Source organism: Aliiroseovarius sp. CAU 1755 (assembly GCF_054482655.1).
Genome location: NZ_JBTLRH010000001.1, coordinates 1256625 through 1282842 on the forward strand (window position 1 = coordinate 1256625; position 26218 = coordinate 1282842).

Sequence of the window (26218 nt, forward strand, 5' to 3'; positions counted from 1 at the left end):
GCAGGTCTCCTTAAAATGTCAGTTCGTTGTCGCCCAGCGGGGCCAACATGGCCGCGACAGCAGATGCGGGCAGGGTGTTCAGATCGTGTTTCCAATTGGGCGTGCGGTCTTTGTCGATCACGGCGGCGCGGATGCCCTCCATCAGGTCAGACTGCTCCAGCGCGCGATAGACAAAACGGTATTCAAGCTGCAACGAAGGGCGCACGTCATATGTGGTCGACAGGCGATGCGTGATTTCGACCGTGCAGGCCATCGACAGGGGCGAGTTGCGGCCCAGAAGCTCCAGCGTGTTGGTAGCAAAGACGCTGTCCTCTGCCTTCAGCGAGGCGACAATTTCGCCCAGACTGCCGCCTCCGAAATGCGCGTCGATCATTGGCTGCATCGCCGACAGGTTGCCGGGGATCGCCGGGATCGCAGCCTCATCAATGTGGCTTGGGTCGCCGGTGCGGATCAGCTCCGCCTTTAGCGCGGGCCATTCGGCTTGCCGGATCACATAATCCGCAAACCCCGCATGGATCGCATCGCCCGGTGCCATGCGCGCACCGGTCATGCCGATATATTCGCCCAATCGCCCCGGCGCGTGTGCCAAGATCAGCGAGCCACCCACATCCGGCACAAGCCCGATACCACATTCCGGCATCGCCATGCGCGACGACCGCGCCATGATCCGGTGCGAGGCGTGGCACCCAAGGCCCACGCCACCGCCCATGGTGAAGCCTTGCATGAAGCTGACAACCGGTTTGGGAAACTCGAACAGCCGCGCATTCATCCGGTATTCGTCGCGCCAGAAATTCTGCGCGCGGGTGGGATCGCCGGACTGGCCGATCTCGTAAATCTCGCGGATGTCGCCACCCGCACAGAAGGCCCTGTCGCCCTCGGCGTCGATCACGATCAGCGCGACCTCGTCGTCGTCGATCCAGTCGATCAGGGCCGCATCAATCGCCAGACACATATCATAGGACAGCGCGTTCAGGGCCTCGGGGCGGGTCAGGGTGATCCGCCCGGCTTTGCCTTCTTTCCGGATCGAGATGTCAGACATCAGCCGCGGTCGCGTTCGGCCAGCAGTTGACGGGCGACGATCAGGCGCATGATCTCGTTGGTGCCTTCCAGAATCTGGTGCACGCGCAGATCGCGCACGATCTTCTCGATCCCGTAATCGGACAGGTAACCATAGCCGCCATGCAATTGCAGACACCCATTGGCCACATCAAACGCCGCGTCCGTCACCATCAGCTTGGCCATGGCGCAGAATTTCGAGGCATCCGGTGCTTTGTTGTCCAGCTTCCACGCCGCCTGACGCAGGAATGTGCGCGACGCCTGCAGGCGGGTTTCGTATTCCGCCAGCTTGAATTGCAGCGCTTGAAACTGGTCGATGGTTTTGCCAAACGCCTTGCGCTCGCCCATATATTGCAGGGTCAGGTCCAGCGCCTTTTGCGCGCCGCCAAGCGCACCTGCCGAGATGTTGAGCCGCCCACCATCAAGCCCGGCCATGGCATAGACAAAGCCTTTGCCTTCTTCGCCCAGCAGGTTTTCGTGCGGCACGGCGCAATCGTCGAACTGCACCTGGCTGGTCGGCTGCGCCTTCCAGCCCATCTTGCGCTCATTCGCGCCAAAGCTCAGGCCGGGGGTGCCGTCTTCGACAATCACGGTCGAAATGCCCTTGGGACCATCTTCGCCTGTGCGGCACATGGTGACGTATACGTCAGAGTAGTTGCCCCCCGAAATGAACGCTTTGTTGCCGGTCAGCACATAGCTGTCATTGGTCTTCTGGGCGCGGGTTTTCAGCGCCGCCGCATCCGAGCCGGAACCGGGTTCGGTCAGGCAGTAAGAGAACACTTTTTCCATCGAACAGAGCGCAGGCAACCATTTCTGCTTGTCTTCTTCCTTGCCGAACTTGTCGATCATGCCGCCGCACATGTTGTGGATCGACAGGAACGACCCGATCGCGGGGTCGGCCATGGCAAGCGCTTCAAAGACCAAGGTCGCGTCCAGTCGCGTCAAGCCCGAGCCACCATATTCTTCGCTGACGTAGATGCCGCCAAAGCCCAGCTCGGCCAGTTGCGGCCACAACTCTTTCGGGATGCTTTCCTCGGCCTCCCATTTCTCGGAATAGGGGGCGATGTGTTCTTCGCCAAATCCCTTGGCCATATCGAAGATGAGGGTCTGTTCCTCGGAAAGTGCGAAATCCATTTATCTCTCCCGTCCACGTGTATGTGGGTCACGTTATGGCGCAATTCTTACAGGAGTTTTTCAAGCGGTGGCAGAGTTCCGTCGCGTCGCAAATTGCCGTTACGGCACCCTGTGCGCGTGGTCTACAGATCAGCGTGGAATTCTTCGATCAGGTGGCGCACCACATCGCGCATGGACTCGTCGCTTGGTTTTTCGGCCTGAATGCTGTCTTGATACACGGCGCGTTGGCGGTCAGCCGAGATGCCAGACGCCAAGAACGACCGCGCGGCTTCGACTTCGGTTGTGCACCCAAGCGCCTCGGCGTCTTGCGCGACAAGGCTGATCATTTCTTCCAGCAGGGTGTCAAAGCTGACAATCTCACCGACACCGAAATCGATCAGGCCGCCGCCGATGCCATACCGCTGGGCGCGCCACCGGTTTTCGCCGATCAGGAAGTTGTCATAGACCCGCCAGCGCTGGTTTTTGGCCTTCAGCCGCCAAAGCATGCGCGTCAGGCATTGGGTCAGCGCGGCAAGGCTTAGCGTGTGCTCCAGCCGGGGCTGCACATCGCAAATGCGCGATTCAATGGTTGGAAACCGCGACGAGGGCCGCAGATCCCACCATATTTTGGAGCTGTCTTCGATCACGCCGATATCCACGAGCGCCTGTACCGACCGGTCATATTCCGACCATCCGGACAAATGTGGCGGCAGGCCCGTGCGCGGCAGATTGTCGAATACTGTCAGGCGATAAGAGGCCAGCCCGGTGTCCTCGCCCTGCCAAAACGGCGAGCTGGCAGACATGGCCAGCAGGTGAGGCAGGAAATAGCTTAACTGACTGACAAGGTCGATGCGGGTGTCAGGGTCGGGAATGCCGACATGAACATGCATGCCGCAGATCAGCATACGTCGCACGACGCCCGCCAAATCACGCTTCAGGTCGTTATATCGATCCTTGTTGACGTGATGTTGTTCCTTCCAGTCACCAAAGGGGTGGCACGAGGCAGCGATGGGGGCCAGATCATATTTCGCAGCATGCTTGGCGACAGAGCTTCGCAACCGTTTCAGGTCGTCGCGGGCCTCGGAAATATTGGCGCAAACACGGGTGCCGATCTCGATCTGGCACTGAAGAAACTCGGGGCTGACCTGACCTTCCAGCTCGGCGCGGCAATCCTCCATCAACTGGTCGGGCGCCTGGGCCAAAGCGAGACTGTCCTGATGTACCAGCAGGTATTCTTCTTCGATGCCGATGGAAAACGGGGGTTCGTTCTTTGCCATTTCCACGCCTTTCTGTCCGGAATTTGCCGTTTAGCTTTGCACTAATTCGACAAACCGACAAGGCGACCGGCAAAGGTGGGGGGTGTTGTTGGCCATGGGGCAAGCAATTTGCAGGGCGCGGACAGAATGCCACTGGGGCGATGGCTTGCCACCGACAGCGGCGGCGGCTAAAAAGCTTACCTAGGGTAAGGTGATGCGGCTGGGGTCCTGAGCCGCGCAAATTCGATCGGAATGCAGATGTCTCAATCGGTCACCTATTATGCAGCGGCAAAGCTTGTCTACCTCAACTATGGCGGGCACATAAACTTCACAAACCTTGCGATCAAAGTGGCCGACTGGAAGCAAAAGCTGAGTTTGTCCAAGGGCTATGACGTGCTTGTTGATCTTCGCTCACTTTTGTCAGTGGATCGCCCCGCTGACGGCGCGGACGAGTTTGTGAAGCTGCAAGAAAAGCTGCACCACCAACATGAACCGGCGCGCCGGATGGCCATTTTGGCACTGTCACCCGAGGCGTTCGTGTTTGCGCGCATTTATGAGCAGATGTCGCAGGGCCATACCCCCACCGAGATCGAAATCTTTCGCACCGACCCTGACGCGCTGGCCTTTCTTGACGTCGCGGCGGCGGGCGTCGACGCATATCTTGCGTCCCTGGGTGCCGGGCTCACGCTGCGCTGATCCGACGGCACAGATCGTCTGTCAAAAAAATGCCCCGGTGCGGAACCGGGGCATTTGATTGTGTTGACGTGCAGGTTTGCCGCGGATCAGTCCATGGCCTTGAAGTTGAACTCTCCGCCCTGGCGGATGCCCGAGGGCCAACGCGCCGTCACGGTTTTTGTGCGGGTGTAGAACTTGAAGGCGTCCGGGCCGTGCTGGTTCAAATCGCCAAAGCCGGACTTCTTCCAACCGCCAAAGGTGTGATAGGCCAGCGGAACCGGGATCGGAACGTTGATGCCAACCATGCCGATGTTGATCCGGTTGGCAAAATCACGCGCGGTGTCGCCGTCACGGGTGAAGATCGCGGTGCCGTTGCCATATTCATGGTCCATGGCGTGGCCGATGGCCTCTTCATAGGTCTGCGCACGCACCATGGACAGGACGGGGCCGAAGATTTCGGTCTTGTAGATGTCCATGTCGGTGGTCACGCGGTCAAACAGATGCGGGCCAACGAAGAAACCGTCCTCATAGCCTTGCAGTTTGAAATCGCGGCTATCGACCACCAAATCGGCACCTTGTTCGACACCGGTGTTGATCAGACGCAGGATGTTTTCTTTGGCGGCAGCTGTCACAACCGGGCCGTAGTCCACATCGTCGCCAGCGGTATAAGGCGCGACCTTCAGCTTCTCGATGCGCGGCACAAGGGCGTCACGCAGGCGGTCGGCGGTTTCTTCACCCACCGGAACAGCAACCGAGATTGCCATGCAGCGTTCGCCAGCGGCCCCGAAACCGGCCCCGATCAGCGCGTCAGCGGCTTGTTCGATATCCGCATCGGGCATAACGATCATGTGGTTCTTCGCGCCGCCGAAACACTGCGCGCGCTTGCCGTTCGCGGTCGCACGGGAATAGATGTAATGCGCGATCGGGGTCGAGCCGACAAAGGCCACGCCCTGAATGGTCTCGTTGTCCAAAATCGCGTCCACGGCGTCCTTGTCGCCATTCACGACCTGCAACACGCCGTCGGGCAGACCAGCTTCTTTGCAAAGCTCGGCCAGCATCAAAGGGACCGAGGGGTCACGCTCGGACGGTTTCAGGATCATCGCGTTGCCCGCGGCCAGCGCAGGCCCCATGCCCCAGAGCGGGATCATGGCGGGGAAGTTGAACGGGGTGATCGAGGCAACGACGCCTAGCGGTTGGCGCATGGAATACATGTCGATGCCGGGGCCAGCGCTGTCAGTGAATTCACCCTTCATCATCTGGGCGGCACCGATGCAGTATTCGATCACCTCAAGCCCACGCTGAACGTCGCCCTTGGCGTCTGGGATGGTTTTGCCGTGTTCACGCGACAGTGCTTCAGCCAGTTTGTCCATGTCGCGGTTCAGCAGGTGAACCAACGCCATCATCACCCGGCCACGTTTCTGCGGGTTGGTTGCGCCCCAAGCTTTCTGTGCTTCGGCGGCCTTTGCGACGGCGTCGTCCATCTCGGCCTGTGAGGCCAGTGCAACTTTTGCCTGCACTTCGCCGGTTGCGGGGTTGAAAACGTCTGCCGTGCGGCCCGATGTGCCGTCGACCATCTGGCCGTTGATCCAATGTCCAAGTGTCTTCATGGTGCTTCTCCCATTCATGTTGCGGCGAAGATAGCCTTGCATTAATGCCGGGGAAAGGGGCAGTTTGCCAAAAAGGTTTTGCAAAAATGCAAAACGAAAGGAGGGGTCATGGATCTGGATTGGGACGATCTGCGAATCTTTCTGGCCGTCGCGCGGGCGGAAAGCCTGTCGCGGGCGGGAAAGCTTTTGAAAAAAGACGCAGCCACTGTTGGCCGTCGGATCTCCAGACTCGAGGCAAGTCTTGAGGCCCCCTTATTCACCAAATCTCCGCAAGGCTATGCGCTCAGCGAAGCAGGGTCACGCCTGTTGGCCCATGCGACGCGGGCCGAACAGGCGGTTATGTCTGGGGCGGATGAACTGGCAGGCCAATCCGGGCAGCTTTCCGGACAGGTCAGGATCGGCGCGACCGATGGCTGCGCCAGCTACATCCTGCCACAGGTCTGCGCGGCCATACAGAAGCACCATCCAGAACTGGAGTTGCAGATTGTCGCGCTGCCGCGGGTCATCAACCTGTCCAAGCGCGAGGCAGATATGGCGATCACGGTGTCACCGCCACAGACAGGCCGGATCACAGTTCAGAAAGTGACCGATTATCACCTGCATCTTGCGGCGGCCGAAGCCTATCTTGCCGAAGCGCCACCTTTGACCACGCTGGACGATCTGCGAGCGCATCCGTTGGTGGGCTATATCCAGGACATGATCTTTTATCCGGAACTGGATTTCCTGACCGAAATGGGGATCGAAAAGGTTGATCTTGCCTCGAACCTGGTGGCCGTGCAGTTGGGCATGGTGCGCGAAGGTGGCGGGGTGGGGATCACCCATGACTTCATCCTGCCCTTCGCGCCGAACCTAAAACGTGTTCTGACTGACGAGCTGTCAATCACCCGGTCCTTTTATCTGATCCGCCACGAAGGTGATGCGCGCGTGGAACGGTTTGCCCGCGTCGCAGAAGAGCTGGCGCGTGGTATCCGGGACGAGGTCGCCCGACTTGAGGCATTGATCTGAGCCGAAAATTCCGTTGCTGCGAATGCAAACAGTCCTTGACATATTGTTGCGCTTGAGGTGACGCTGGAGACAGAAAAATACAAGCATTTCATCAGACAGGAGGGCGGCATGCTCATTCACCAGATACTTAAAAACAAATCGCTGGCGGGTGTTGCGACGGTCAAGCCGGGCAGCAAAGTCTCGGATGCCGTCAAGCTTTTGTCGGAAAAGAAGATCGGTGCGGTGGTCGTGTCAAACGATGGCGTGCGCCCGGCCGGAATTCTGTCTGAACGCGATATCGTGGCCGCGCTGGGCGATGTCGGCACAAGCTGTCTGGATCAGACGGTGGATGACCTGATGACAGCGAAGCTTGTGACCTGTGCGCCCGGCGATCGGGCCATTCAGGTGCTGCAAACCATGACAGAGCGCCGGTTTCGCCACATGCCGGTGATGGATGGCGACGACATGGTCGGTCTGGTGTCGATTGGTGATGTGGTCAAGGCCCGACTGGATGAACTGTCGCAGCAGGCCGATGCGCTGAAAAACATGATCATGGGCTATTGAACCAAAGCCAATAGGGCTCACTGGCAAGATGTTACGCCGCGCTGCGGAAAAAACTTGCAATCGCGCACGCAGTATTGTTGCGTGCCCGCATCGCTAGGAGACAAGATCATGCGCGTCGGACTTTACCCCGGAACCTTCGATCCCATCACGCTTGGGCATACCGATATCATTCGTCGCGGCTGCGCGCTGGTGGATCGTTTGGTTATTGGGATCGCGATCAACACGGGGAAAGGGCCGATGTTTTCGCTGGAAGAGCGGGTTGCAATGGTTGAAGCGGAATGTGCCCAGCTGTCGCGCGAAACGGGGACCGAGATTGTCGCACACCCGTTCGAGAACCTGCTGATAGACTGTGCCCACGACGTGGGCGCGCAGATCATCATCCGCGGCCTGCGCGCGGTGACCGATTTCGAATATGAATACCAGATGGTTGGCATGAACCGCGCGATGGATGACAGCGTGGAAACGGTCTTCTTGATGGCGGAAGCCAAATATCAGGCGATCGCCTCGAAGCTGGTCAAAGAGATCGCGAAGCTTGGGGGCGATGTCACGAAATTCGTGCCGCCAAGCGTGAAAGAACAACTGTTGGAGAAGATCGGCTAGACTTGGGCTTTGCGCGGTTGCCTCTGTAAATCAGGCATCTGAAGCTCGTCGATGAATGTCGGCTTGGAGCCCATACTACCGAATGCTGCGCAGCGCTCGAATGTCTGCTTCTGACGCAAGCGATGCAAGTTGCGAACGGTGGTCTTATCCTTTCTTTACAAATTGTAAGTAGAACCTGTCTCGCACGTACTCGGAGGTTCCATGCAACACGGTTTCAGCGATTTTCTCCGGCATGGCGGTGACAGCCAGTACAGAATAGAGCGGCGACATGGTCGTCTGGTTGGCTACGCGTGGGATTGTCGCTCAAATCCACTTTCCCAAACTATTCCGCTTTACGAGCCGATTTCAGCGAACGCCTCGACAAGGTGACTTCCGAAAACACTTGGATGCTCCTGAACGCGCTGACACCGCCTGACACAGTGCCAACTGTTTCGGTATCCGATTTGCGAGATGTTTCAGACGCCAAAGAGGAAGCCCTCAATGCTAGGGATGCGCGACTTAAGAGCATATTCAGCCAGTATCAAAACCACCCGCAACGGCTTCGACCGCTTCGAACGGCCATGGAAGAACGCCTTTTGCGGGCCTTCGCCGGGCTGATCAACCAGCTTCGGCAGGACGACCTCGGGATTAAGCAGTATATCTGGCGCTCGTAAGATGATGCCAAGGTACGTGATGGCCACGCTGCATATGATGACCGCGTTTTCCGATGGGATAATCCCCCAGAAGGCGGGCATCCCGGCACTGCTCACAATTGCCGATGCTATGCCGAACCTGTTTTGCCGGGAGTTCAGAGCAATGTGGTGCTCGCCGATTTTGCACCCACGGCAAATGGTGCCCCTGCTCTCGACCCAACTGACGTGATACGTGGCATGCGCGCTCTGACTGGTGTTGGCGCGGCGCTCCTTGCATCTAATGCGTTACTGGATTGGACGGAGGCCATGCGTGATCGGCGTGTGGATGATGCAGGCGCACGACTAGGGGTCGATCTGACAGCTGTCGAAGGCCGTCTGGCCGCGACCGCGTATGCCCTCGTGCAGGAAGGGATCAGTAGCGGCGGGTATCCAGTCTTGCCCAAGAATCCCGAATTTGCGCGCATCGGAGCTGAGGCAGCAGCGCTTTACGAGTTGATGAACCCTGGCACCATTCTCGAAACGGGCGTGGGCGGCGATCCCGCAAAGCAGCGCGCTTTACAGGAATTCATCGAGGCTGCTGGAGCAGCGTTCGCGCGCGGGGATTTACGGTTTCAGGAGGGTGAACTGGCGCAAGGCTGGGTCGAGATCTTCCCCGAATTGACGGAGGATGAGCGCCGTTTGGGAGAGCTCCGAGGTTTCACCCCGGAAAGGATCGAACAATGGTTAGAAAGCTATCCCATTGAAGAGCTGGGCCCGCCGAACAATACCGGCACACCAATTCCCGGTGATCCGACCGACAACGTCATTTCAACCCCGATACCTGACGAAACTGGGCCAAATATCGTTGCAATGGAAAACCCGCATTCGATTGAAAGCATATCCATTCCGGAGGATCGCGCACGGCATATTCTGGACGGAGAGGGTCGCAGTGGTGGCCACAGGTTTGGGACCGGAACACCCGGTAAAACTGAATTTCCCGAAAGCTGGTCAGATGATGACATTCTGGACGCAATCAGGGAAGTTGCGGGGAATGGCACGGTGGACCGTCCTGCACATCGTCCAGGTGATCTCGTTATCGTTGGCGAGGTAGACGGAGTGACAATCAAAGTCATCGTCCGACCGAACGGTGAAGTGCGAACAGGATATCCTGTTTCCGGTGACGGCGTTTTAGACAACCTGAGGTGATTCATGAATGACAAAGAAGCAATTGACCTATTAGAAAAGCAACTCGATGCGCTTGAGAAGGCAGAGAAAATCATACCTGGAGATAGAGAATTCTTTGATGTCGGGGAATATGATCTTGCATTGGAAGGTGTGTATGTCGCTCACAAACGACATCCCGGCGTCCTCGATGATGCGGAAGTTCGGGCGCTTGTCGATGATTTCGGAATGGATACGGCCGAGTTTGACCGATAAACATGAACGCGCGATTTGAAAAGCTCATAGAGCAGGCTCAGACGGGCGCTGGCACAGAGTGGCTTTCCGAGGCTGAACTTCTGGAATTCAACGAATATCTTGCTGCGCGCGGTTTTGGCGTTTCGCGCATGGAAGTTGCGCGGGCCAAAGGCGGAACCAAGCCGCCAAATTTCGGCTACGGTGTGACCCCACAACCTTTTCCCGGCGATGATGAACACTGGATGCACCACTTAGACCCCGCTCGCTCTGCCATTTATGTCCGCGAGCAAGTTCAATACGCTAAGGCCGATGGCGCATTGTTCGACTACAAGGTCTGGGCGGAGCAACCTTAGAAACAACGGAGAGCTTGGTCAAAACCACATGGGTTTCTGTCCGACCGACCGAAATCAGCCATTGGTGCAGCCGCAGCGAAAGCTCACTTCGTCCCGCAAACCGGACCCACCTGCATCTACCTGATTGCGTTAATGCGCGGCAGGCCTTGGCTGAAAAGCACCTCAACCTGCCGTAACGACGTGACCATCTCTTCAAGCTTGTGTCGGTTGGTTGCCATTTCTAGCCCCTCCGTTTCCGAACCAAAAGGGCGGACCGGATTAGTGGGCAGGGTCAGGTGTCACAGCCATTGCTGGTGGACCAATCTAAGATGCGTGAGGCAAAAGGGTGCATTTCTGCCGCATTAGCGATCAAGGAGCGGAAGCAGCGTTTCGTGGATCGCCTCGGCAACCACCTTATTGCCACGTGCGTTCAGGTGACCGTCATAACGATGGTATAGATCTTCTTTGCTCGATGTATAGACCTGAACCAGCGTATCCAAAACGCTGACCCACTGAATGTCCCAGCCCTCCGCCAGAGGGGCGAGAACATCATCGGGTATGCTTGCATCCAAGTCCCCCGGCCCGTCATTTGACGCCTCATACAGGACCTGGAAAAGCTGCGGCACTGAGATGACCACGAGGTCGGTGTCATTTTCAGAGCAGAATTTGCCCATGCGTTCCAATATCGACTTTGTCGCGTTGAGCTTGCTCAGAAAAAGCTCCGATGGGGGCGTTTGGAAAAACTCGCGTCGCGGAGTCAGGGCGTAGAGCGACGTATACAACCCATCATTCCGCATCATCATCCGCTTCAAAAAAGCAACCGAATGTAAAGATGACCGCTTGCCTGCGCCGGCTCTGACGACAGCGCGGGCATCCGTCACGGCCACATCGATGCCGTCGACGGTTTGAATAGGTTCATTCGCGAACAGATCATTTGGCAAGAACATCGTAAGAACGATGTCAGGCTGGTATTTAGAATAGAGTTCCTCGAGATACAGCGCCTGCTGCGCGGTATTGTAGCCCTCCACACCTGCATTGATGATGTTTACCGGGCGGCCGTCTTCCTTGAACTTTTGCGACAGGAACGTCGGCCAGATGTCATCGACGCTGTTTGCGGCGCCGAAGGTGAAGGAATCCCCAAGAAGAAGGATCGTCACGGCGTCCGAATTGAGGTCCATGGGGTCCGCATCCCGCATTCCCCTGAAGCCATTCGAGTCGACAAAGTATTCGACATCATACTCGGGTGCTTTGACGCGGGCGACGGTGTCCGGCCGGTTCCTGTGCCCCAGAACGGGGTCTTCCAGACCAAGTGGCCCGCCGACCAGGTAGTTTGTCGATATCGTTGACGGCGCCAAAAAGCGGACACCCAGCTCGATCACAAAGAACGCCACCGCAGTGTTGAGCAAGATCAACGCTACAGTGCGAATTAAATTCCGCATAAACCAATCCCCTCCTCCACGCCTCGGCACGCGCTCCACAGCAACGCCAAGGTCGGAATTGATACGCTTGACGTTCGGCCAACGTCAATAGTGTTTTAGGTGCGTTGCCTCCACCCAACTTCCGCTTTGCCGGACCTTGCGCGGTATGTTCAGCCGGATAGGCACCCCAACCTGCTTGTCCCGCTTCTGTGCGGTCGGGTTGAGTTCTGGGGCGGTGCAACGCCGCGCGACCTCTCCGACGATCATGGATTTCGCGCGGTGGGTTGTGCGCGCGGGGCCACGCTTCAGTGAAAATCACGACTTGGAAACAAACGCTTAGCCTGTTCGCGGGGGTGCATCGCACGCGCGGGGTGGCGGGCAGGGCGCGGGGCGTCATCGGCTTGGGGCTGGGTGATGCCTATGGCCTCTTCCATCGGGTGGCCCAGATCGGAGAGGCGATGGGACGCATCCTCGATGGTTTGGGCAATCAGGTGGACGACGATGCCTTCACGTTGCAGATACCCCGTGACCCGCAACAGCCGCCCCCCCATCACGCTGCGGCGGAAACGTTCGTAGATCTTTGGCCAGACGACGACATTGCTGATGCCGGTTTCATCCTCAAGCGTCAAAAACACCACCCCCGAGGCCGTGCCGGGCCGTTGGCGGGTAATGACCAGACCGCAGACGGAAATCTGCCCCACAGGCACATCGGGCAGTTGGTCATGGCAGGTCAGTCCGGGCATGTCGGGGCGCAACAGCTCCATCGGGTGGGCCCGCAGGGACAGGCGCATGGACACGTAGTCCTCGACCAGTTCTTCGCCCAGATGCATGGCGGGAAGGTCAATCTGCGGCTCGGTGATGCCTTCGCCATCCAGCGGGTCGTTGAACAGGGGCAGGGGGGCCTGCCCCCGGATCGCGCGCACCTGCCAAAGCGCATCGCGGCGGGCAAGCCCCATTCCGGTGAACGCATCCGCTTCGGCCAGCCGTTCCAGCACTGTCGGGGCCACGCCGGCGCGCAGCCAGATGCTTTCGGGATCGTGATAGCCATTGCCGCGGGCCGCAACGATCCAATCTGCATCCGCTTGCCGGAACCCCTTGATCTGGCGGAACCCCAGCCGCAAGGCCAAGGCCCCATCCGCGCGGCGTTCCAGCAGGTTGTCCCATGCACTGTGATTGACACAGATCGGGCGGACTTCGACCCCATGTTCGCGCACATCGCGCACGATTTGAGCGGGGGCATAGAACCCCATGGGCTGGCTGTTGAGCAAGGCGCAGGCGAAGATCGCCGGGTGGTGGCATTTGAGCCATGCCGAAACATAGGTCAACATCGCAAAGGCCGCCGCGTGGCTTTCGGGGAACCCGTAATCGGCAAAGCCTTCGATCTGAGAGAAACACCGCGCCGCATCCTCGGCGCAATAGCCGTTCTTCAGCATTCCGGTGACGAACTTGTCGCGAAATGTCCCGATGGTTCCCATCCGCCGGAAACTGGCAAGCGAGCGGCGCAGGTGGTCGGCTTCTTCCGGGGTGAAGCCCGCACCGACCACGGCGATCTGCATGGCTTGTTCCTGAAACAGCGGCACCCCCAACGTGCGTGCGGTCACTTCCTCAAGTGCGCGCCCGAAGGGTTTGGGGGTCTCAAGCCCTTGACGGCGCTTGATATAGGGCTGGACCATGCCGCCCTGAATGGGGCCGGGGCGCACGATGGCCACCTCGATCACCAGATCATAGAACGTGCGTGGTTTCATGCGCGGCAGGAAATTCATCTGCGCACGGCTTTCCACCTGAAAGACCCCAATCGCATCGGCCACGCAAAGCATATCATAGCTCGCCTTGTCTTCCTGCGGCACGCTGTCCAGCGTCAGGATCCGCGCTTCGTGATCGCGCAGCAGATCAAAAGATTTGCGAATGCAGGTCAGCATTCCAAGGCTGAGGATGTCGACCTTGAGGATCCCCAGCGTGTCGATATCATCCTTGTCCCATTCGATGATCGTGCGATCCTCCATTGCGGCGTTTTCGATCGGGCAAAGTTCGTCCAGCCGCCCCTTGGTGATGACAAAGCCCCCCACATGTTGCGAAAGGTGCCGGGGAAAGCCGATGACCTCGCCGATCAGGCGGATGGTCTGGGCAAGGCGCCGGTCGGTCGGGTCCAACCCGAGCTCGCGAATGCGGTCGGGGTCCGCGCCGCCATTGGACAGCCCCCATATCTGCCCCGACAGGCTGGCGGTGATGTCTTGGGAAAGGCCCATGACCTTGCCGACCTCGCGGATCGCGGCGCGTGACCGGAAATGGATCACCGTAGCGCACAGCCCGGCCCGGTGGCGGCCATATTTTTCATAGATGTGCTGGATTACCTCTTCGCGACGCTCGTGTTCGAAATCCACATCGATATCGGGCGGCTCGCCCCGATAGCGGGATATGAACCGCTCAAAGACCATGGCGATCATGTCCGGACGGACATCGGTGATGCCAAGCGCCCAGCACAGTATCGAATTGGCCGCCGACCCACGCCCCTGACACAGGATGCCAATGCCACGGGCATATGCCACGATGTCATGAACCGTCAGGAAATAGGCGGCAAAGCCCAGTTCGCCCACCAAGGCAAGTTCCTTGTCAGCCAGTGCCTGAAAGCGATCGGGGATACCATCGGGGCAGCGACGCGCAAGCCCCTCGGCGGTCAGGCGTGCCAACCGGGTCTGGGGCGGCTCCTGCCCGGAAATCTCGTCGGGGTATTCATATGAAAGCTCGGACAGGCAAAAGCTGCATCTGGCGGCGATCTCCAATGTGCGGTGCAGTGCGGCCGGGTGGTTGCGGAAAAGCCGCGCCATATCGGGGCCGCCCTTCAGGCGCCGTTCGGCATTGGGAAGGGCCCGCCTGCCGATCTGGTCAATCACGCAGCCTTCGCGCATGCAGGTCAGCACATCCGCCAACTGCCGCCGCGACCCGTGATGCATCAGCACGTCACCCACGGCAACCATGGGGGCGGAGGTCCGTCGGGCCAACCGGGCGCAATCGGCCAAATAGGTTTGATCCGACCCGTCATACCGCGGGGCCGCGCCTAGAAAAACAAAGCTGGGGAACTGCTTGCGCATGCTGGCGATGGCGCGCGCGCAGGCTTCGTGCGGGTCTTGGGGCAATGCGATCAGGATCATGCCCACGCAGGCGCTCATGTCCTTTTCCCATAGCAGACAATCCCCCTTTTCCGCGCGCCGCTTGCCAAGGGTCAATAACCGGCAGAGCCGTTGATAGGCCGCGCGATCGGTGGGCAGGGCAAGCCAGTCGACGGGGCTGTCTTGCAGCACAAGACGGCAGCCGACGATCAGTTTCGGCAGCGCCCCGTCGGGGCGGCCCAAGGTTTTAACCTGCCCCATTGGCTGGCGGCTGCTGGCATCGATGCGCTGGCTGGATCTGATGGCGACGGCATCTTTGGCCTCTCGTTTCAACTCCTTGAGCGCGGAATACGCGCGCACCACCCCGGCCAGTGAATTGCGATCGGTGATGGCAATCGCGGACAGGCCCAGCTCGGCGGCGCGCAGCACCAGTTCCTCGGGGTGAGAGGCCCCGGTCAGAAAGGTGAAGTTTGTGGTCACACACAGCTCTGCATAAGCAGGGTCTGGGGTTTGCCTTTGCTGCGGCTTTCGCTGGGCGGCGGAGGGGGCAGGGGCCGGGGGCAGGGCGCGGTTGGTGGATGTCATGCAAACTCCCCCTGGACGAACCAACCGGGGTCCTGTGGCGTGTGAAATATCCACAGCCGCCGCCCCTGACGGGTCTCGATGCGCCAGTAATCGCGCAGGCCCGACCGCCAGTTTGGATCGTCGAACCACCATTCCGGTGTGATCCGTTCCGGACCCGAGGCCTGACCGGTCGTCAATGCCATGCGTCGCCAGCGGAACCGCTCTGGCGGGCGCGGGCCATAGGCCGAGATCGGTTCGGGGGAAAACAGGCGAAGCGGGCGCGGACGTGGCGGCACCCAGACACCTTGGGCCGTGCTATAGGCAGCCGGGGCAATCAGGAAACTGCGTTCGGGGATATGGCTGTCGGCGGGCAGAAGCCGTTGGATGCGCTCAAGCCCGACCCGCGAGCCGATCCGGGTGATCAGATCATCCAACCCGTTCTGGCTGTGCCCCCCCACATGGGTGATCTGTTCAGAGGGAAGCGGTTCGACCTGCACGGCTTCAAGGCGTATCTGGTCGATACCATAGCCTGCGTCGACCTCTTTTATCCCGCGTTCAAACAGGGGCAGGATGCGCCCCGCATCCCGCAAGGGGCGCGCCAGACGCAGCTCGACATCCTGCGCCTCTTGGTCGACACGGCGCAAGGTCAGGCGCAGCACGCGTGTTCCGGCCGCATGCGCTTTGAGTTGCGCGCACAGCCGATCCAAAAGCCGCCCGATGGCCGCCATGACATCTGCCGTCAGCCCAATGGGGTCAGGCAAGGTCATGCGCACCCCATAATGGGGTGGGTCGGCCAAAGGAGAGATGTTTTCCGGCTGCGTCCCAAGCAGTTGATCAAGACGGATCATCAGTTCTTGCCCGAACCTGCGGGCCAACGGCGCACGCGGATGGTCCATGATGTCCCCGATGCGGCGCAACCCGGCGCGCTGCAACGCCACACAGTTTGGGTCCGCCAAGCGCAGCGCCGCCACCGGCAACGTGCGCAAGTGGGCGTGGTCCCCCGGCGCGGCAATCCCGCCGCCATGATGGGCCAGCGCCCAAGCCGCCCCGCGCGTGTCCGCCAGACCAAGCTGCACGCAAAGCCCCGCGCGGGTCAGACGCGCCCGGATATCGGCCAGCATGGCCTGCTCTCCACCCGCCAGATGCGATGATCCGGTCACATCAAGCACCAAGCCGTTTTCCTCCAGCCCCACCCACGGGCAATAGCGCGTGGCCCAACGGCGCAGTGTATACAAAAAGCGTTTGTCATCCTCTGGGGTGGCCGGTCGGCTGGACAGATCGGGGCAGAAGGCCCGCGCGTCGGAAAAGGTCATGCCTTGGCTAAGCCCCATATCGGTCGCGACTTTGTTCAGGCAGTAGATCCGGTCGGTGTTGTTTTGTTTGTGGACCAGCGCAAACGGCCCCTCGATCGCGCGTGCGCGCAACACCCGGTCGCTTGCCAGCCGGGGAAACCAAATGCACATGACACGCCGATCTTGCCCAGCGGACATTCTGGACCTCCAATGTTCCTGATTTGTTCTTATTAATTTCTCATCAGGACCGAGTCGAGTCCGAAGCGGCGAAAACAGATGTGAAACGTGATCAGGCAGGCCGCGTGGACGGCTTACAGCTTTGCATGCGAGGGTGAAAATCCGGCAGCGAAATCAAAAGGCCGACACAGAAAAAGAGGCCTTTGGCCAGCCCCTTAGACCTGAAACGTCATGTCAAATTGGCGGTCCCGACCGCGATCCAGAACGCCGATCAAACGCGCGCGCAAACCCTATCCGTCGTCAAGCGCATAGGCGCGCAGCATCTCAATGTCATTGATCAGAGCGCTGTTCTTATTGATCTCCACACCATAAGTGCCAAGACGGGAAAAGGCGCGCGACAGGCTTTCGGGCTTCATACCCAAACGCCCGGCGATCAACACCTTGTCATAGGGCAAGCTGATTGTGCATTCCCCATCAGTCCGGTTGCACAGATTGACCAGAAACTCGGCCACGCGCTGCGGCGCAGTTTTGGCCTTCAGTTGCTCCAATTGTGTCACCAGCCCATGCAAGTGCGTGAAGGTCGACGACAAGATCGACAGCGCCACCTCGGGGTCGCGTTTGACCAGCTGCACCAACACATTGGTGGGAATGTGCATCACCTCGCAATTGGTCGCAGCCTCACCGGAAACAGGATAGGGCAGCTTGCGCAGGGCGACGGCTTCGCCGAAGCTTTCGCCGCGCGCAAAGACACTCACCACAGCTTCGGTGCCGCCGACGGTCATGCGGTAAAGCTTGACCCACCCCTCCAGCACGATGTGGATGGCATTGGCGGGATCATCCTGCATGAACAGGGTTTCCCCCCGCTCATAATGGTGCCAGGTCGCTTGCGACATGATCGCATCGACATGGGTGTCGGGCAGTGCACGCATCAACAGCGACGAACGCGCAACTGTCTTGTGGATTTCCTGTGGCAAATCCCTTCCCCTGTAATTCGTTCACGCACGACCGCGCGATTTTTTGTCCCAACCGAAAGTCTAACGCCGCAATCTGGCCGCGTCCACCAGTGCTATCGGGTGTCGTGGCGCAAAACTCAAGCGGGTTTGCCATCAGGACCACCCACGGGTTGAACAAGCCCCGACCGCAACTCGCCCGATTTCGGTATGCGGCGAACCGATCAAGGGGCAAGAAACCAACACGCCAAACTATTGCCGCCCCAAGCCGCGTGGAATGGCTATTTTTTGCATTTCTCCCTTGCCCCGCCTTTTTGAGATGTCTAAACGGGTCGGCGGAGACGTGGCCGAGTGGTCGAAGGCGCTCCCCTGCTAAGGGAGTAGGCGGGAAACCGTCTCGAGGGTTCGAATCCCTTCGTCTCCGCCACCCACCGTTTTCATTCAATTCTGTTCGGTACTGTTCAGCCCCTTATGGGGCTGTTTTTGTTGATTTATCTTCATTCGTTGTTGCTTTTGATTTCTCTTCGATTAGTCTCGTTCCTATTCATTGCGTGGTAGAAATCGTGGTATTTTAATGGCTGCACTTAGCGGAAAGCTGACGAAGAATTTGGTCCGGACCCTCGGTCCCGGTCGACATGGCGATGGGAGCGGCTTGTACCTTGTAGTTGATCCATCCGGCGCAAGACGCTGGATTGTGCGCGTGACAGTAAAGGGCCAACGCAACCGCGAGGGCAAACCTCTGCGCACTGATTTTGGGCTCGGTGGCGCTGACGTCGTTACCTTGAACGAAGCGCGTGATCGTTCTTTGGAGTATCGACGGCTGGCGAAGCGAGGGATCAATCCGCGATACAATGGGCGGCAAGAGATCCCATGCTTTGAAGAGATCGCACGGCAGGTTCACATCGAGCGCCTGCCAACGTGGAAGAACCCAAAGCACGGGCAGCAGTGGATCAATACCCTGGCTGAATATGCCTTCCCAAAGATTGGGCGCTTACCAGTGTCAGAGGTCGGCCAGCCCGAAGTGCTGCAAGTGCTTCTACCGATTTGGACGGAGAAGCATGAGACAGCGAAACGGTTGGCGCAGAGGATGAAAGCCGTGCTGGATGTAGCGAAGTCGAAAGGCTTTCGCGATGGTGAAAACCCGGTGACAACCATCCGCGATGCTCGGGTGCTGCCGACCGTAAAACAGAAGGTGCAGCACCATAAGGCGATGCGCTGGCAAGATGTGCCTGCCTTCTATGCCGAACTAGCCACCAAGGATGCGATGGCCGCGAAAGCGCTCATGTTCACCTGCCTGACCGCCAGCCGTACCAGCGAGGTCTTGCAGGCGAGGTGGGAGGAATTTGACTTTGACGAGTTACTCTGGACGGTTCCCGCCGAACGCATGAAGGCAGATAAAGCGCATCGCGTTCCACTGACGCAGCAGATGGTAGCGATCATTGGACCACTTAAGGAGTTGCGCTCTGAAGTCGTGTTTGAGGGGCAGAAGCGGCACAAACCTATGAGCAACATGGCCATGCTGATGTTGCTGCGGCGGATGAAAGTCGAAGGAATCACGGTGCATGGCTTCCGGTCGGCGTTCAGGGATTGGGCATCAGAACAGCCAAACGTGCCGCGTGAGATTGCAGAGTTGAGCCTAGCGCACACGGTTGGAAGCGAAGTTGAGCGGGCGTATGCAAGATCTGACCTCTTGGAAAAGCGACGAAACCTGATGGCCGATTGGGCTTCGTTCATCGTGACAGCCATTGATCGTAGCGCTTATCCTTCATCGACCGCCGAATAAGGGACTTCTTCTCGAAGGTATTTGTCACCTGTAACAATCCGGATCGTGTCGAAAATGTCGCCTCTACTAACTTCAGTGCCAAGAGGGTGACTGCGAACATACTCCATAGCAATGCGCTGCATTTCGTTCATTTCCATTGAGGGCTCACTGAATCTTTCTGAAAGGTGTTCAATCACTTCAGCGGCCAGTTTGGCAGTTTTTGTTCTAATTTGAAGGTTGTCGGAGTGTGCTGTGCCAGTGAAAAGCCGGTGCAGGTCAAACTGATACGTTGCGGCCAATCTGGCCAACACACCGCTCGGAATTTGCTTCTGACCGCTCTCGTAGAACTGATACGACCTCCGCGTAACTCCGGCGGACCTCGCCAAAACCTCCTGCGAGACGCCGAGTTCCTTCCGAAGGTTTTGTAGTCCCTCATGCGGGCGGAAGGTGTCAAGCCTAGCGGCCAGCTTAGCCTTCTGGATGGCCTGATGTTCCATTTCAAGCTGCCTTTCGGAAGCTTCATCCGCCGTGTCCAGCATCGCTGGCGTCTGTTTGGTAAGTTTATAGCCCGACATCTCAATCTCCGAAATTATGCGTAATATAATACGCATTTGCAAAATAACCTTCACATCCGATTGGAGACAAGCAAAATCGAAAACAATCGAGAAACAGGTAAGATTTAAGCCACGAAAGGAAGTGAAGATGACCACCGATATCTTTGATGCCGAGCGCGTTTATGACGACAGCGATAAGGAGCTTGATATCATCGGAAGCAAAGATAAGCGGGCGCAATGGCGTCATCGCCGCACTGGGCCGTGCTACGTAAAATTCGGGCGGCGTGTGAAATACATTGGTGCTGATCTTAACAAGTGGGCAGAGGTCAGTCGCGTTCAGACAAATATGCCTACATCATAAAACAACAAAACCCCACTTTCGCGGGGCTTCGTTAAGTAGTCTGAACACCTACACGTTAGCGAAATCCTCCCCGCAAAACAACAACAAATGATCGTGCTGGATCCGCTGACGCGCTTCCCGCCGATTGAGAGAGTTTGCTCATGAGGAATTATTTCTGCTCTGATCGAAGCCGCAATACCAAAGGCGTGACATTGGCTTCCCAGTATCGCTCGAATTTTGAAAGGCGGGGTGGCTGCTATGATTGACTCCCCCCATCACTCTCACTGGGCGACACACCTTCTCGCTGCACGGCTTGGGCATTGGCCGCGTCTTGTCGGCACAACCCTCGCACTTAGGTTTCGCAACAAGGAGACAGGCTTGATGTGCCCGTCCGTTCCAACTCTCGCAAAAACAGCGGGCTGCTCGATATCGACAGTCAAGAGGGCTGTGATTGCGCTGGAAGCCGCTGGATGGCTTGAGCGAACCGACGGGCGTGGAACTGGAAAATTCACGGAATACCGCTTGCGTTGGCCTGACAACGTTGCAGTCCTTGATGCCCAGAAGAAAAAAAGACACACCGCCACCAAAAAGGTCTCGGACGAACCTTTGACTGCCACTCCGAGGGCTGGGAAGAGGTCAGTGGTGAGCCATCAAGAGGTCAACCGTGGGCCTTTCTATAAGAACCAGAAAATTAACCAGAAAGCGGACGCGAAAGGCTCTGGCGAGCAACACAGCTATCCATGCCCGGTGACATCGCTCACAGTGATTGCACATGAAGACGTAGACCAAATTGAGAAGTGGGACCGGCTGCTAGCGCAGTGGGACCTTCCTCCCATCCGCATCTTGGCACAGCGGGGCAGTGAGAAAGGTCGAGTCGGTTGGTATTGGCCCTATCGATTTGCAACAACTGACCCCGAACGATTGGCGCTGGTCAAAAGGTATGCCCATTGGCTGCACGAAATGCAGTCAGGACAACCTCACCAAGATCGAAGGCGACGTCATGAAAAGTGAGCAGAGAGCAAGGTTACGCTTGTGCCCACAGGACACCGCAACTTGCGAGGGAATGGCAAGCCCTTCCCCTCGACCCCAACCCAAGCAAACACGCCCGCATTCGGAGAAAATTTGAGAGGACAAAATGGGTATGCGTTCACCTGATCACAAACTTGATGACGTGCTGCGCGTACGGTGTAACGGGTCTGATATGATCCGTTGGTCGCACTTGGCCGAGGCCTATGACGAGACCTTGTCCGCGATGGTTCGGAGGCTGCTTGATCAGGTGCCTCACCGACCGCGCAGGCCACTTTCGTCCGTCAATCCAATGTTGTTGCGACAGGTGGCCTGCGCTGGCAATAATCTCAATCAGATCGCGCGTGGTGTGAATGCCGCCAATCTGACCGGAGCGCGAATCCATGTGGGCGACCTCTTGGCCGAACTCGCAATCATTGAACGTCAGCTGCGTCACCTATTACACGAAACGGCTCAGCGATGATGATCCGTTTCTTCAAGCATGGCGATGGGAGCGGGCGTTCGGCTATCGACTATTTGGTGGCCAATGAAGTGCCTGCATACGACGACAATCGGAACCGCATCCCAGATCAGGTCGAGGTCCGCACACCCCTGCCTGAAGTTCTGCGCGGCGATGCTGGGCAGACTGTTGACCTGATCGACAGCAACTATCGCAAATGGCGATATACGTCCGGTGTCATCGCGTTTGCCGCAGAGGATGAACCGACACCAGCGGACATCGAGGCTGTCATGCACGGGTTCGAGCAAGCCGCATTCGCTGGCTTGGAGAGCGACCAGTACGACTGTCTCTGGGTGCGTCACAGTCACAAAGGTAACACTGAATTGCATTTCATCGTGCCGCGCGTCGAGCTTTACGACGGCGAAGCCTTCAATATCGCGCCGCCCCGCAGTGAGTATTATTTCAACGCATTTCGGGATTATTGGAATTGCCTGAAGGGTTGGGCCTGCCCAGACGATCCAGACCGGCGGCGGATGCTAAAACCCGTTTTCGAGCGTAAGGACCGTTCGGAAATCCGCGACGCCATTCGCGAACACATCGTCACCAAGATCGAATCTGGCCAAGTCCGAAACCATCAAGACGTTCTCGCCGCCCTTTCTGATCTCCAAGAAGCTGGCCTTGAGATCAAGCCGCCCCGCCCATCAAAGAAGGCCCAGACGAAACCAGCAACCAAGATTGTTGTCAGGCGCATCGGGTCCGTCGGAACACAAGAAACCTACCGCCTTGAAGACAGAATTTTCCATGAGGATTGGACCGCAGATGAATACTTTGCTTCAGAACATCAAAGAGAGAACCGAGCGCGAAATCGCAGCCTCCGAAAACCAGATCGCCGAGGAGCTGAAGAGCTTCGAAGAAAACTTGAGGTGGCAATTGGTCGGCGTGCAAACATTAACCGCAAACGATATGAAAAGTGCCGCCGATCGCACGCGTTACTTATTGGACACGATGGAAACGGACATCGTCAAACGAGCGAAAAACATGGAACGGACAATCGAAGAGATGTTGAAGCAGCACCAGCTTTGGCGTCGGGAGAAGCAGTGGCGGTTCATTCTGACACCGCTTGGGATCGGCGCGGCGGCAGTGATGATCGGGGCAATCGCGGCATTCACAATAGCACCCCGGCAGATCGAGACGAGGGTCGAAATACAACCGCCAAAGAATGGGTTGGAGCAGTCAGTGAGGGTGATGGCCCTTGGGGGCGCAGGGACGGTGCTGGTGCTGCCGGAGGGGGTGGAGGAGCGACCCTGCCCATTGATGACCCCAGCGGATCGCCTTTGCGTCAGAACTCCAAGAGTGGGGAACTGAACCATGGACCTGACCCCTATGGAGCGCGAATTGCTGAAATCCGTCAATCGGTTGGCCGAGCAATCGAACGAATCCGCGATGTCGATCAGGCACTCAGCCGACAGGATCGCGATGGCGACGCGGCGCGATATGGAAGATTTGGTCGATTGCGTGAAGTTATTGGCCGAGTGTCAGCTGCGATTGGTCGATTGGTGCAGGGCATCAGCAGCGGAGGCAGCGGTCGATGGTTCCGCAACGAGGGCTTTGGCGGAGGTGCAGCAGAACCTGCAAAGCAGGCTGAAAGGCCTCGGGTGACCTTCAAATCCGAGAGCGTACCTACTGGACCCTGATTGGTGCGGAACTTCGCGTAACTATAATACAATGCGGCAGAACCACCCTTTATTTTAGAGACCGAGGGGTTCGCAGTATCAGCGGTTTAATAGGTATTGAAATAGGATAGCTTCGTGTACACGTCGCTATTTCGAAAGTTCATTCAAACTTTCCCACAGCTGCCCTGTCGCGATAAATCCTTGCTTAAAAAGGTAAATTGCTGCCAAGAATGCAATGATTGCCACGATAAATGCTAGCCATGAGGACAACCAGTCAACGTCCCATCTTTTTGTATTTTTCGTAACCGACGAACCGGACGCCACTATGGAGATCGCGCACACGATGATCAAAGCAAACGTTCCAAAGAGGATGAGGCTAATCTTTGTGGAATTGACGAGAACTTTAATGACACCGTCATTAAGATTTTCCGACGTAAGAGCGTTAATTAAGAGAGCTGCCATGGCCCCAAATGAAAGGGCCCCCGCCCAAGCAAACCTAGAAATACTAAGCAACGCAGGCAAGAATTGCGCATTGCTTTCACGGACTTCCTTCTGCTTTTGAACCTCAAAAGCTTGTTCAGAATTGGTCTGATTTCCATCGCGGGTTTCATCGGGCATTGATTGTGTCATCGCACGCAGGTCGCTCATTCCAGTTCATCACCTATGCTCCTATCCAAAGTCCCCGAAAAGGGTAAGGATACTCGCTGTGAATCAATGTGGCCTTGGATGGGTCGTGACATATGAGCAACGCCCCGCGGATCGCACATGGTAATCCCGCCCCCATTTTTAATGGGGGTTTAGTCGTAGAATTCACGCAGCTGTTTTCTATACGAACATACGATTTCTCCAGGCTGGATCAATGTTGAGACGTAAGAGTCAAATTTATCTGACGTTGTACAATGGACCTAAGAAATGTTCGCTTCGACTTCTCGCATAAGGTCAGTGGCCGACAATTCTAATTCGTTGGCCAGAGCCGCTATGACCGTCAAAGTCGGTTGGCGGTTTTTCGTCTCAAGCAAAGAAATATAGCTCATCGAAAGGTCTGTGCGGAACGCGAGTTCTTCTTGCGACAGGCCGAGTTTTTTCCGCCGCGCCTGAAGCGTCTTGGCAAATGCCGCGATAAGTTTTTCATTTTTCCGCTCCATCCGAAGGGTATCGGGGAGCTTTCGCTAGCAATCTAATGACTATAGTCATATTTTAACTATAGTAGTTGAAGTGGTGCCTCTGGTGCCGTGCTTGCGGAGGTTATTCATGCACCTAATTACCTATTTTGCCCCCAAAGGTGGATCGGGACGGACAACCGCGATGATGACGACGGCCAGCGGCCTTGTTGCTGCGGGCCACTCCGTCGCAGTGCTCGATCTGACCGAGCAGGCGCGACCCGGCTGGGCCTCCGGAGTTTCCTTCATCAGCCAGTGGGAGGATCGCATGGTCGAGACGGGTGCCAAAGCAGACCAACTGGTTACGGCACCGGCATGGGATCACGAGACAGCCGCCAAAGCGCTAGACCGCTTCTTCCGTGAAAAGTTCGAATATGTTCTTGTGGATACGGCGAAACGGCCAGATCCGATAAGCACATGGATCATGAACCAAAGTGACCTCGTGATTGTTCCGATGCGCGGCTCGCATGAAGCTACATGGTCCAGCAACTGGCTTGCGGCAAACCGCTATCCGAAACACCGCACCTATGGGCTTGTGACAGGCGCAAGCGACCAGAATGATGAGCGTTGGACGCGCATGACATTCACTGCTGGGCCGATGTTGCATTCAAGTCTGAAATGGCTGGCGACGATTGGTTCACAGTTCGAAACTGGTTTGCTTCATGTGCAGCGTCGTTTCGATGAAGGTGTTTCTGAACTTGAGCCAAACCAGAGCTTAAGGTCGAGGTTGGACTGGGTTGCCGCATATCATGCCGCGAATGCGTTATGCTGCGAAATCAAGCACCTTTTGGAGTGCCAAACCTATCCCGCCTATGTGGTTAACGCGCCCCTTGCGACAGGCAGCACATTTGCGCATCTGCACGCGCTTCTCGAACAGCCAAGCTACACATGATCCCGGCCATACCAAACGCTGAGGCGCGGCATGATTTCCAGATCACGGTAGGCACGGTTAAAGCGACCGATACCCGCGCCACTGGTGGCACAATTGAACGCGGGGCGACTCATGCCAACATTCATGTGACCCCCGTGGTCTGGCTTGAGGATGAGGCCGGTGTTGAACATACGTTCGAAGGCGCGTCCTTTGGTGATATCCGCGTTGGCCATAAACTGGTGGTGGTCCACAAACGATCCAGTGGCAAAATCATAAGGGTGTATAATCAGGCTACACGCACGACCACCGACAGCAACGACTTGATCCCGATGAAGTCGGGCCCGAACAATTTGATTTTTGGCGCGCTGATGCTGACCATCATCGGAATGCTGCCTGCCATTATTGCCTATACGGCAGTCGTTTCGTTCTTGCGCGAGAACGTCCTCGGCCGCGATCCTCGCAGCTTTGATTTGTGGTCCCACTTCCCCTACGCGGCAATCCTTCTGGTGGCGTTCTGTATCTGGCTGATGATCAGGCTAATCGCCGACAGCCACGCGAAGGCAAAGGCGCTGTCCGATCTAGTCGACGAAGCCGTGAGGAGGGAAGAACTGTCAGTTCAGGGGATGCCCGCAAGCCACGATTGAGGTGTATCATATATTGACACATGTATC

General features: G+C 57.5%; 26 protein-coding genes and 1 tRNA gene. 16 read left to right on the forward strand and 11 right to left on the reverse strand.

The window, feature by feature from the left end:
* Positions 1-10: 10 nt before the first annotated feature.
* The 3 genes from ACXYMP_RS06315 to ACXYMP_RS06325 all read right to left on the reverse strand — a co-directional run bounded on the left by ACXYMP_RS06315 (position 11) and on the right by ACXYMP_RS06325 (position 3446).
* Positions 11-1039: an enoyl-CoA hydratase/isomerase family protein gene (locus ACXYMP_RS06315; RefSeq protein WP_458905052.1), complete on the reverse strand. Its 1029-nt coding sequence runs from the start codon at positions 1037-1039 to the stop codon at positions 11-13.
* Complete coding sequence (locus ACXYMP_RS06320) at positions 1039-2190, reverse strand: acyl-CoA dehydrogenase family protein (protein WP_298570020.1); 1152 nt, start codon at positions 2188-2190, stop codon at positions 1039-1041. The genes ACXYMP_RS06315 and ACXYMP_RS06320 overlap by 1 nt, the downstream gene beginning before the upstream one ends.
* A gap of 122 nt (positions 2191-2312) precedes the next feature.
* Entirely contained in the window at positions 2313-3446 is a 1134-nt protein-coding gene (locus ACXYMP_RS06325) for a carboxylate-amine ligase (protein ID WP_298570011.1), read from the reverse strand.
* Positions 3447-3677: 231 nt separating this feature from the next.
* Between ACXYMP_RS06325 and ACXYMP_RS06330 the strand changes: the two genes are divergently transcribed.
* On the forward strand, positions 3678-4121 hold the full coding sequence (locus ACXYMP_RS06330) for a hypothetical protein (RefSeq protein ID WP_458905055.1): 444 nt from the start codon (positions 3678-3680) through the stop codon (positions 4119-4121).
* Positions 4122-4207: 86 nt separating this feature from the next.
* Here the strand turns inward: ACXYMP_RS06330 and ACXYMP_RS06335 are convergent, their stop codons facing one another.
* Positions 4208-5707 carry a CoA-acylating methylmalonate-semialdehyde dehydrogenase gene (locus ACXYMP_RS06335; RefSeq protein ID WP_298569996.1) on the reverse strand — a complete coding sequence of 500 codons (1500 nt, stop codon included), beginning with the start codon at positions 5705-5707 and terminating at the stop codon, positions 4208-4210.
* A gap of 108 nt (positions 5708-5815) precedes the next feature.
* Between ACXYMP_RS06335 and ACXYMP_RS06340 the strand changes: the two genes are divergently transcribed.
* The 7 genes from ACXYMP_RS06340 to ACXYMP_RS06370 all read left to right on the forward strand — a co-directional run bounded on the left by ACXYMP_RS06340 (position 5816) and on the right by ACXYMP_RS06370 (position 10235).
* The gene (locus tag ACXYMP_RS06340) at positions 5816-6712 is read left to right on the forward strand and encodes a LysR family transcriptional regulator (protein WP_458905058.1); all 897 of its coding nucleotides are present in this window, start codon (positions 5816-5818) and stop codon (positions 6710-6712) included.
* A gap of 108 nt (positions 6713-6820) precedes the next feature.
* Positions 6821-7255 carry a CBS domain-containing protein gene (locus ACXYMP_RS06345; RefSeq protein ID WP_298569980.1) on the forward strand — a complete coding sequence of 145 codons (435 nt, stop codon included), beginning with the start codon at positions 6821-6823 and terminating at the stop codon, positions 7253-7255.
* A 108-nt stretch (positions 7256-7363) separates the two neighbouring features.
* On the forward strand, positions 7364-7855 hold the full coding sequence (coaD, locus tag ACXYMP_RS06350) for a pantetheine-phosphate adenylyltransferase (protein WP_298569972.1): 492 nt from the start codon (positions 7364-7366) through the stop codon (positions 7853-7855).
* A gap of 290 nt (positions 7856-8145) precedes the next feature.
* The gene (locus ACXYMP_RS06355) at positions 8146-8508 is read left to right on the forward strand and encodes a hypothetical protein (protein ID WP_458905061.1); all 363 of its coding nucleotides are present in this window, start codon (positions 8146-8148) and stop codon (positions 8506-8508) included.
* 147 nt (positions 8509-8655) lie between these two features.
* A complete protein-coding gene (locus ACXYMP_RS06360; protein WP_458905063.1) occupies positions 8656-9672 on the forward strand; it encodes an EndoU domain-containing protein in 1017 nt (338 codons plus the stop codon).
* 3 nt (positions 9673-9675) lie between these two features.
* Positions 9676-9903 carry a hypothetical protein gene (locus ACXYMP_RS06365; protein WP_458905065.1) on the forward strand — a complete coding sequence of 76 codons (228 nt, stop codon included), beginning with the start codon at positions 9676-9678 and terminating at the stop codon, positions 9901-9903.
* 2 nt (positions 9904-9905) lie between these two features.
* The gene (locus ACXYMP_RS06370) at positions 9906-10235 is read left to right on the forward strand and encodes a hypothetical protein (protein WP_248410468.1); all 330 of its coding nucleotides are present in this window, start codon (positions 9906-9908) and stop codon (positions 10233-10235) included.
* A 341-nt stretch (positions 10236-10576) separates the two neighbouring features.
* Here ACXYMP_RS06370 and ACXYMP_RS06375 read toward each other — a convergent pair whose 3' ends face one another.
* The 4 genes from ACXYMP_RS06375 to ACXYMP_RS06390 all read right to left on the reverse strand — a co-directional run bounded on the left by ACXYMP_RS06375 (position 10577) and on the right by ACXYMP_RS06390 (position 17746).
* A complete protein-coding gene (locus ACXYMP_RS06375) occupies positions 10577-11653 on the reverse strand; it encodes an SGNH/GDSL hydrolase family protein (RefSeq protein WP_458905067.1) in 1077 nt (358 codons plus the stop codon).
* A gap of 284 nt (positions 11654-11937) precedes the next feature.
* On the reverse strand, positions 11938-15324 hold the full coding sequence (locus tag ACXYMP_RS06380) for an error-prone DNA polymerase (protein WP_298569899.1): 3387 nt from the start codon (positions 15322-15324) through the stop codon (positions 11938-11940).
* Positions 15321-16793 (reverse strand): Y-family DNA polymerase, encoded by a 1473-nt coding sequence (locus ACXYMP_RS06385; RefSeq protein ID WP_458905070.1) that lies wholly within the window; start codon positions 16791-16793, stop codon positions 15321-15323. The genes ACXYMP_RS06380 and ACXYMP_RS06385 overlap by 4 nt, the downstream gene beginning before the upstream one ends.
* Before the next feature lie 269 nt (positions 16794-17062).
* On the reverse strand, positions 17063-17746 hold the full coding sequence (locus ACXYMP_RS06390; RefSeq protein ID WP_298569876.1) for a Crp/Fnr family transcriptional regulator: 684 nt from the start codon (positions 17744-17746) through the stop codon (positions 17063-17065).
* Positions 17747-18059: 313 nt separating this feature from the next.
* Between ACXYMP_RS06390 and ACXYMP_RS06395 the strand changes: the two genes are divergently transcribed.
* Positions 18060-18149: transfer RNA gene (locus tag ACXYMP_RS06395), tRNA-Ser, on the forward strand.
* A 147-nt stretch (positions 18150-18296) separates the two neighbouring features.
* Complete coding sequence (locus ACXYMP_RS06400) at positions 18297-19505, forward strand: tyrosine-type recombinase/integrase (RefSeq protein ID WP_458905072.1); 1209 nt, start codon at positions 18297-18299, stop codon at positions 19503-19505.
* On the opposite strand, the gene ACXYMP_RS06405 is transcribed toward ACXYMP_RS06400, so the two are convergent.
* The gene (locus ACXYMP_RS06405; protein WP_458905074.1) at positions 19481-20059 is read right to left on the reverse strand and encodes a helix-turn-helix domain-containing protein; all 579 of its coding nucleotides are present in this window, start codon (positions 20057-20059) and stop codon (positions 19481-19483) included. The two genes, ACXYMP_RS06400 and ACXYMP_RS06405, sit on opposite strands and share 25 nt — an antisense overlap.
* A 127-nt stretch (positions 20060-20186) precedes the next feature.
* Between ACXYMP_RS06405 and ACXYMP_RS06410 the strand changes: the two genes are divergently transcribed.
* The 4 genes from ACXYMP_RS06410 to ACXYMP_RS06425 all read left to right on the forward strand — a co-directional run bounded on the left by ACXYMP_RS06410 (position 20187) and on the right by ACXYMP_RS06425 (position 23537).
* Positions 20187-20399, forward strand: a complete 213-nt coding sequence (locus ACXYMP_RS06410) for a MerR family transcriptional regulator (RefSeq protein ID WP_458905076.1) — start codon at positions 20187-20189, stop codon at positions 20397-20399.
* 237 nt (positions 20400-20636) lie between these two features.
* A complete protein-coding gene (locus ACXYMP_RS06415) occupies positions 20637-21389 on the forward strand; it encodes a helix-turn-helix domain-containing protein (RefSeq protein WP_458905078.1) in 753 nt (250 codons plus the stop codon).
* Positions 21390-21519: 130 nt separating this feature from the next.
* Positions 21520-21867, forward strand: coding sequence for a plasmid mobilization relaxosome protein MobC (gene mobC, locus ACXYMP_RS06420; RefSeq protein ID WP_458905080.1), 348 nt, complete (start codon positions 21520-21522; stop codon positions 21865-21867).
* The gene (locus ACXYMP_RS06425; RefSeq protein WP_458905082.1) at positions 21864-23537 is read left to right on the forward strand and encodes a relaxase/mobilization nuclease domain-containing protein; all 1674 of its coding nucleotides are present in this window, start codon (positions 21864-21866) and stop codon (positions 23535-23537) included. Before mobC ends, ACXYMP_RS06425 begins: the two co-directional genes overlap by 4 nt.
* Before the next feature lie 126 nt (positions 23538-23663).
* Here ACXYMP_RS06425 and ACXYMP_RS06430 read toward each other — a convergent pair whose 3' ends face one another.
* Both ACXYMP_RS06430 and ACXYMP_RS06435 read right to left on the reverse strand, forming a co-directional pair.
* Entirely contained in the window at positions 23664-24164 is a 501-nt protein-coding gene (locus ACXYMP_RS06430) for a hypothetical protein (RefSeq protein WP_458905084.1), read from the reverse strand.
* Positions 24165-24421: 257 nt separating this feature from the next.
* Entirely contained in the window at positions 24422-24661 is a 240-nt protein-coding gene (locus ACXYMP_RS06435; RefSeq protein ID WP_458905086.1) for a helix-turn-helix domain-containing protein, read from the reverse strand.
* A gap of 106 nt (positions 24662-24767) precedes the next feature.
* On the opposite strand from ACXYMP_RS06435, the gene ACXYMP_RS06440 reads away from it, so the two are divergent.
* Together ACXYMP_RS06440 and ACXYMP_RS06445 are read left to right on the forward strand one after the other, a co-directional pair.
* Positions 24768-25568, forward strand: coding sequence for a division plane positioning ATPase MipZ (locus tag ACXYMP_RS06440; protein WP_458905088.1), 801 nt, complete (start codon positions 24768-24770; stop codon positions 25566-25568).
* On the forward strand, positions 25565-26191 hold the full coding sequence (locus ACXYMP_RS06445) for a hypothetical protein (protein ID WP_458905090.1): 627 nt from the start codon (positions 25565-25567) through the stop codon (positions 26189-26191). The genes ACXYMP_RS06440 and ACXYMP_RS06445 overlap by 4 nt, the downstream gene beginning before the upstream one ends.
* Positions 26192-26218 lie beyond the last annotated feature (27 nt).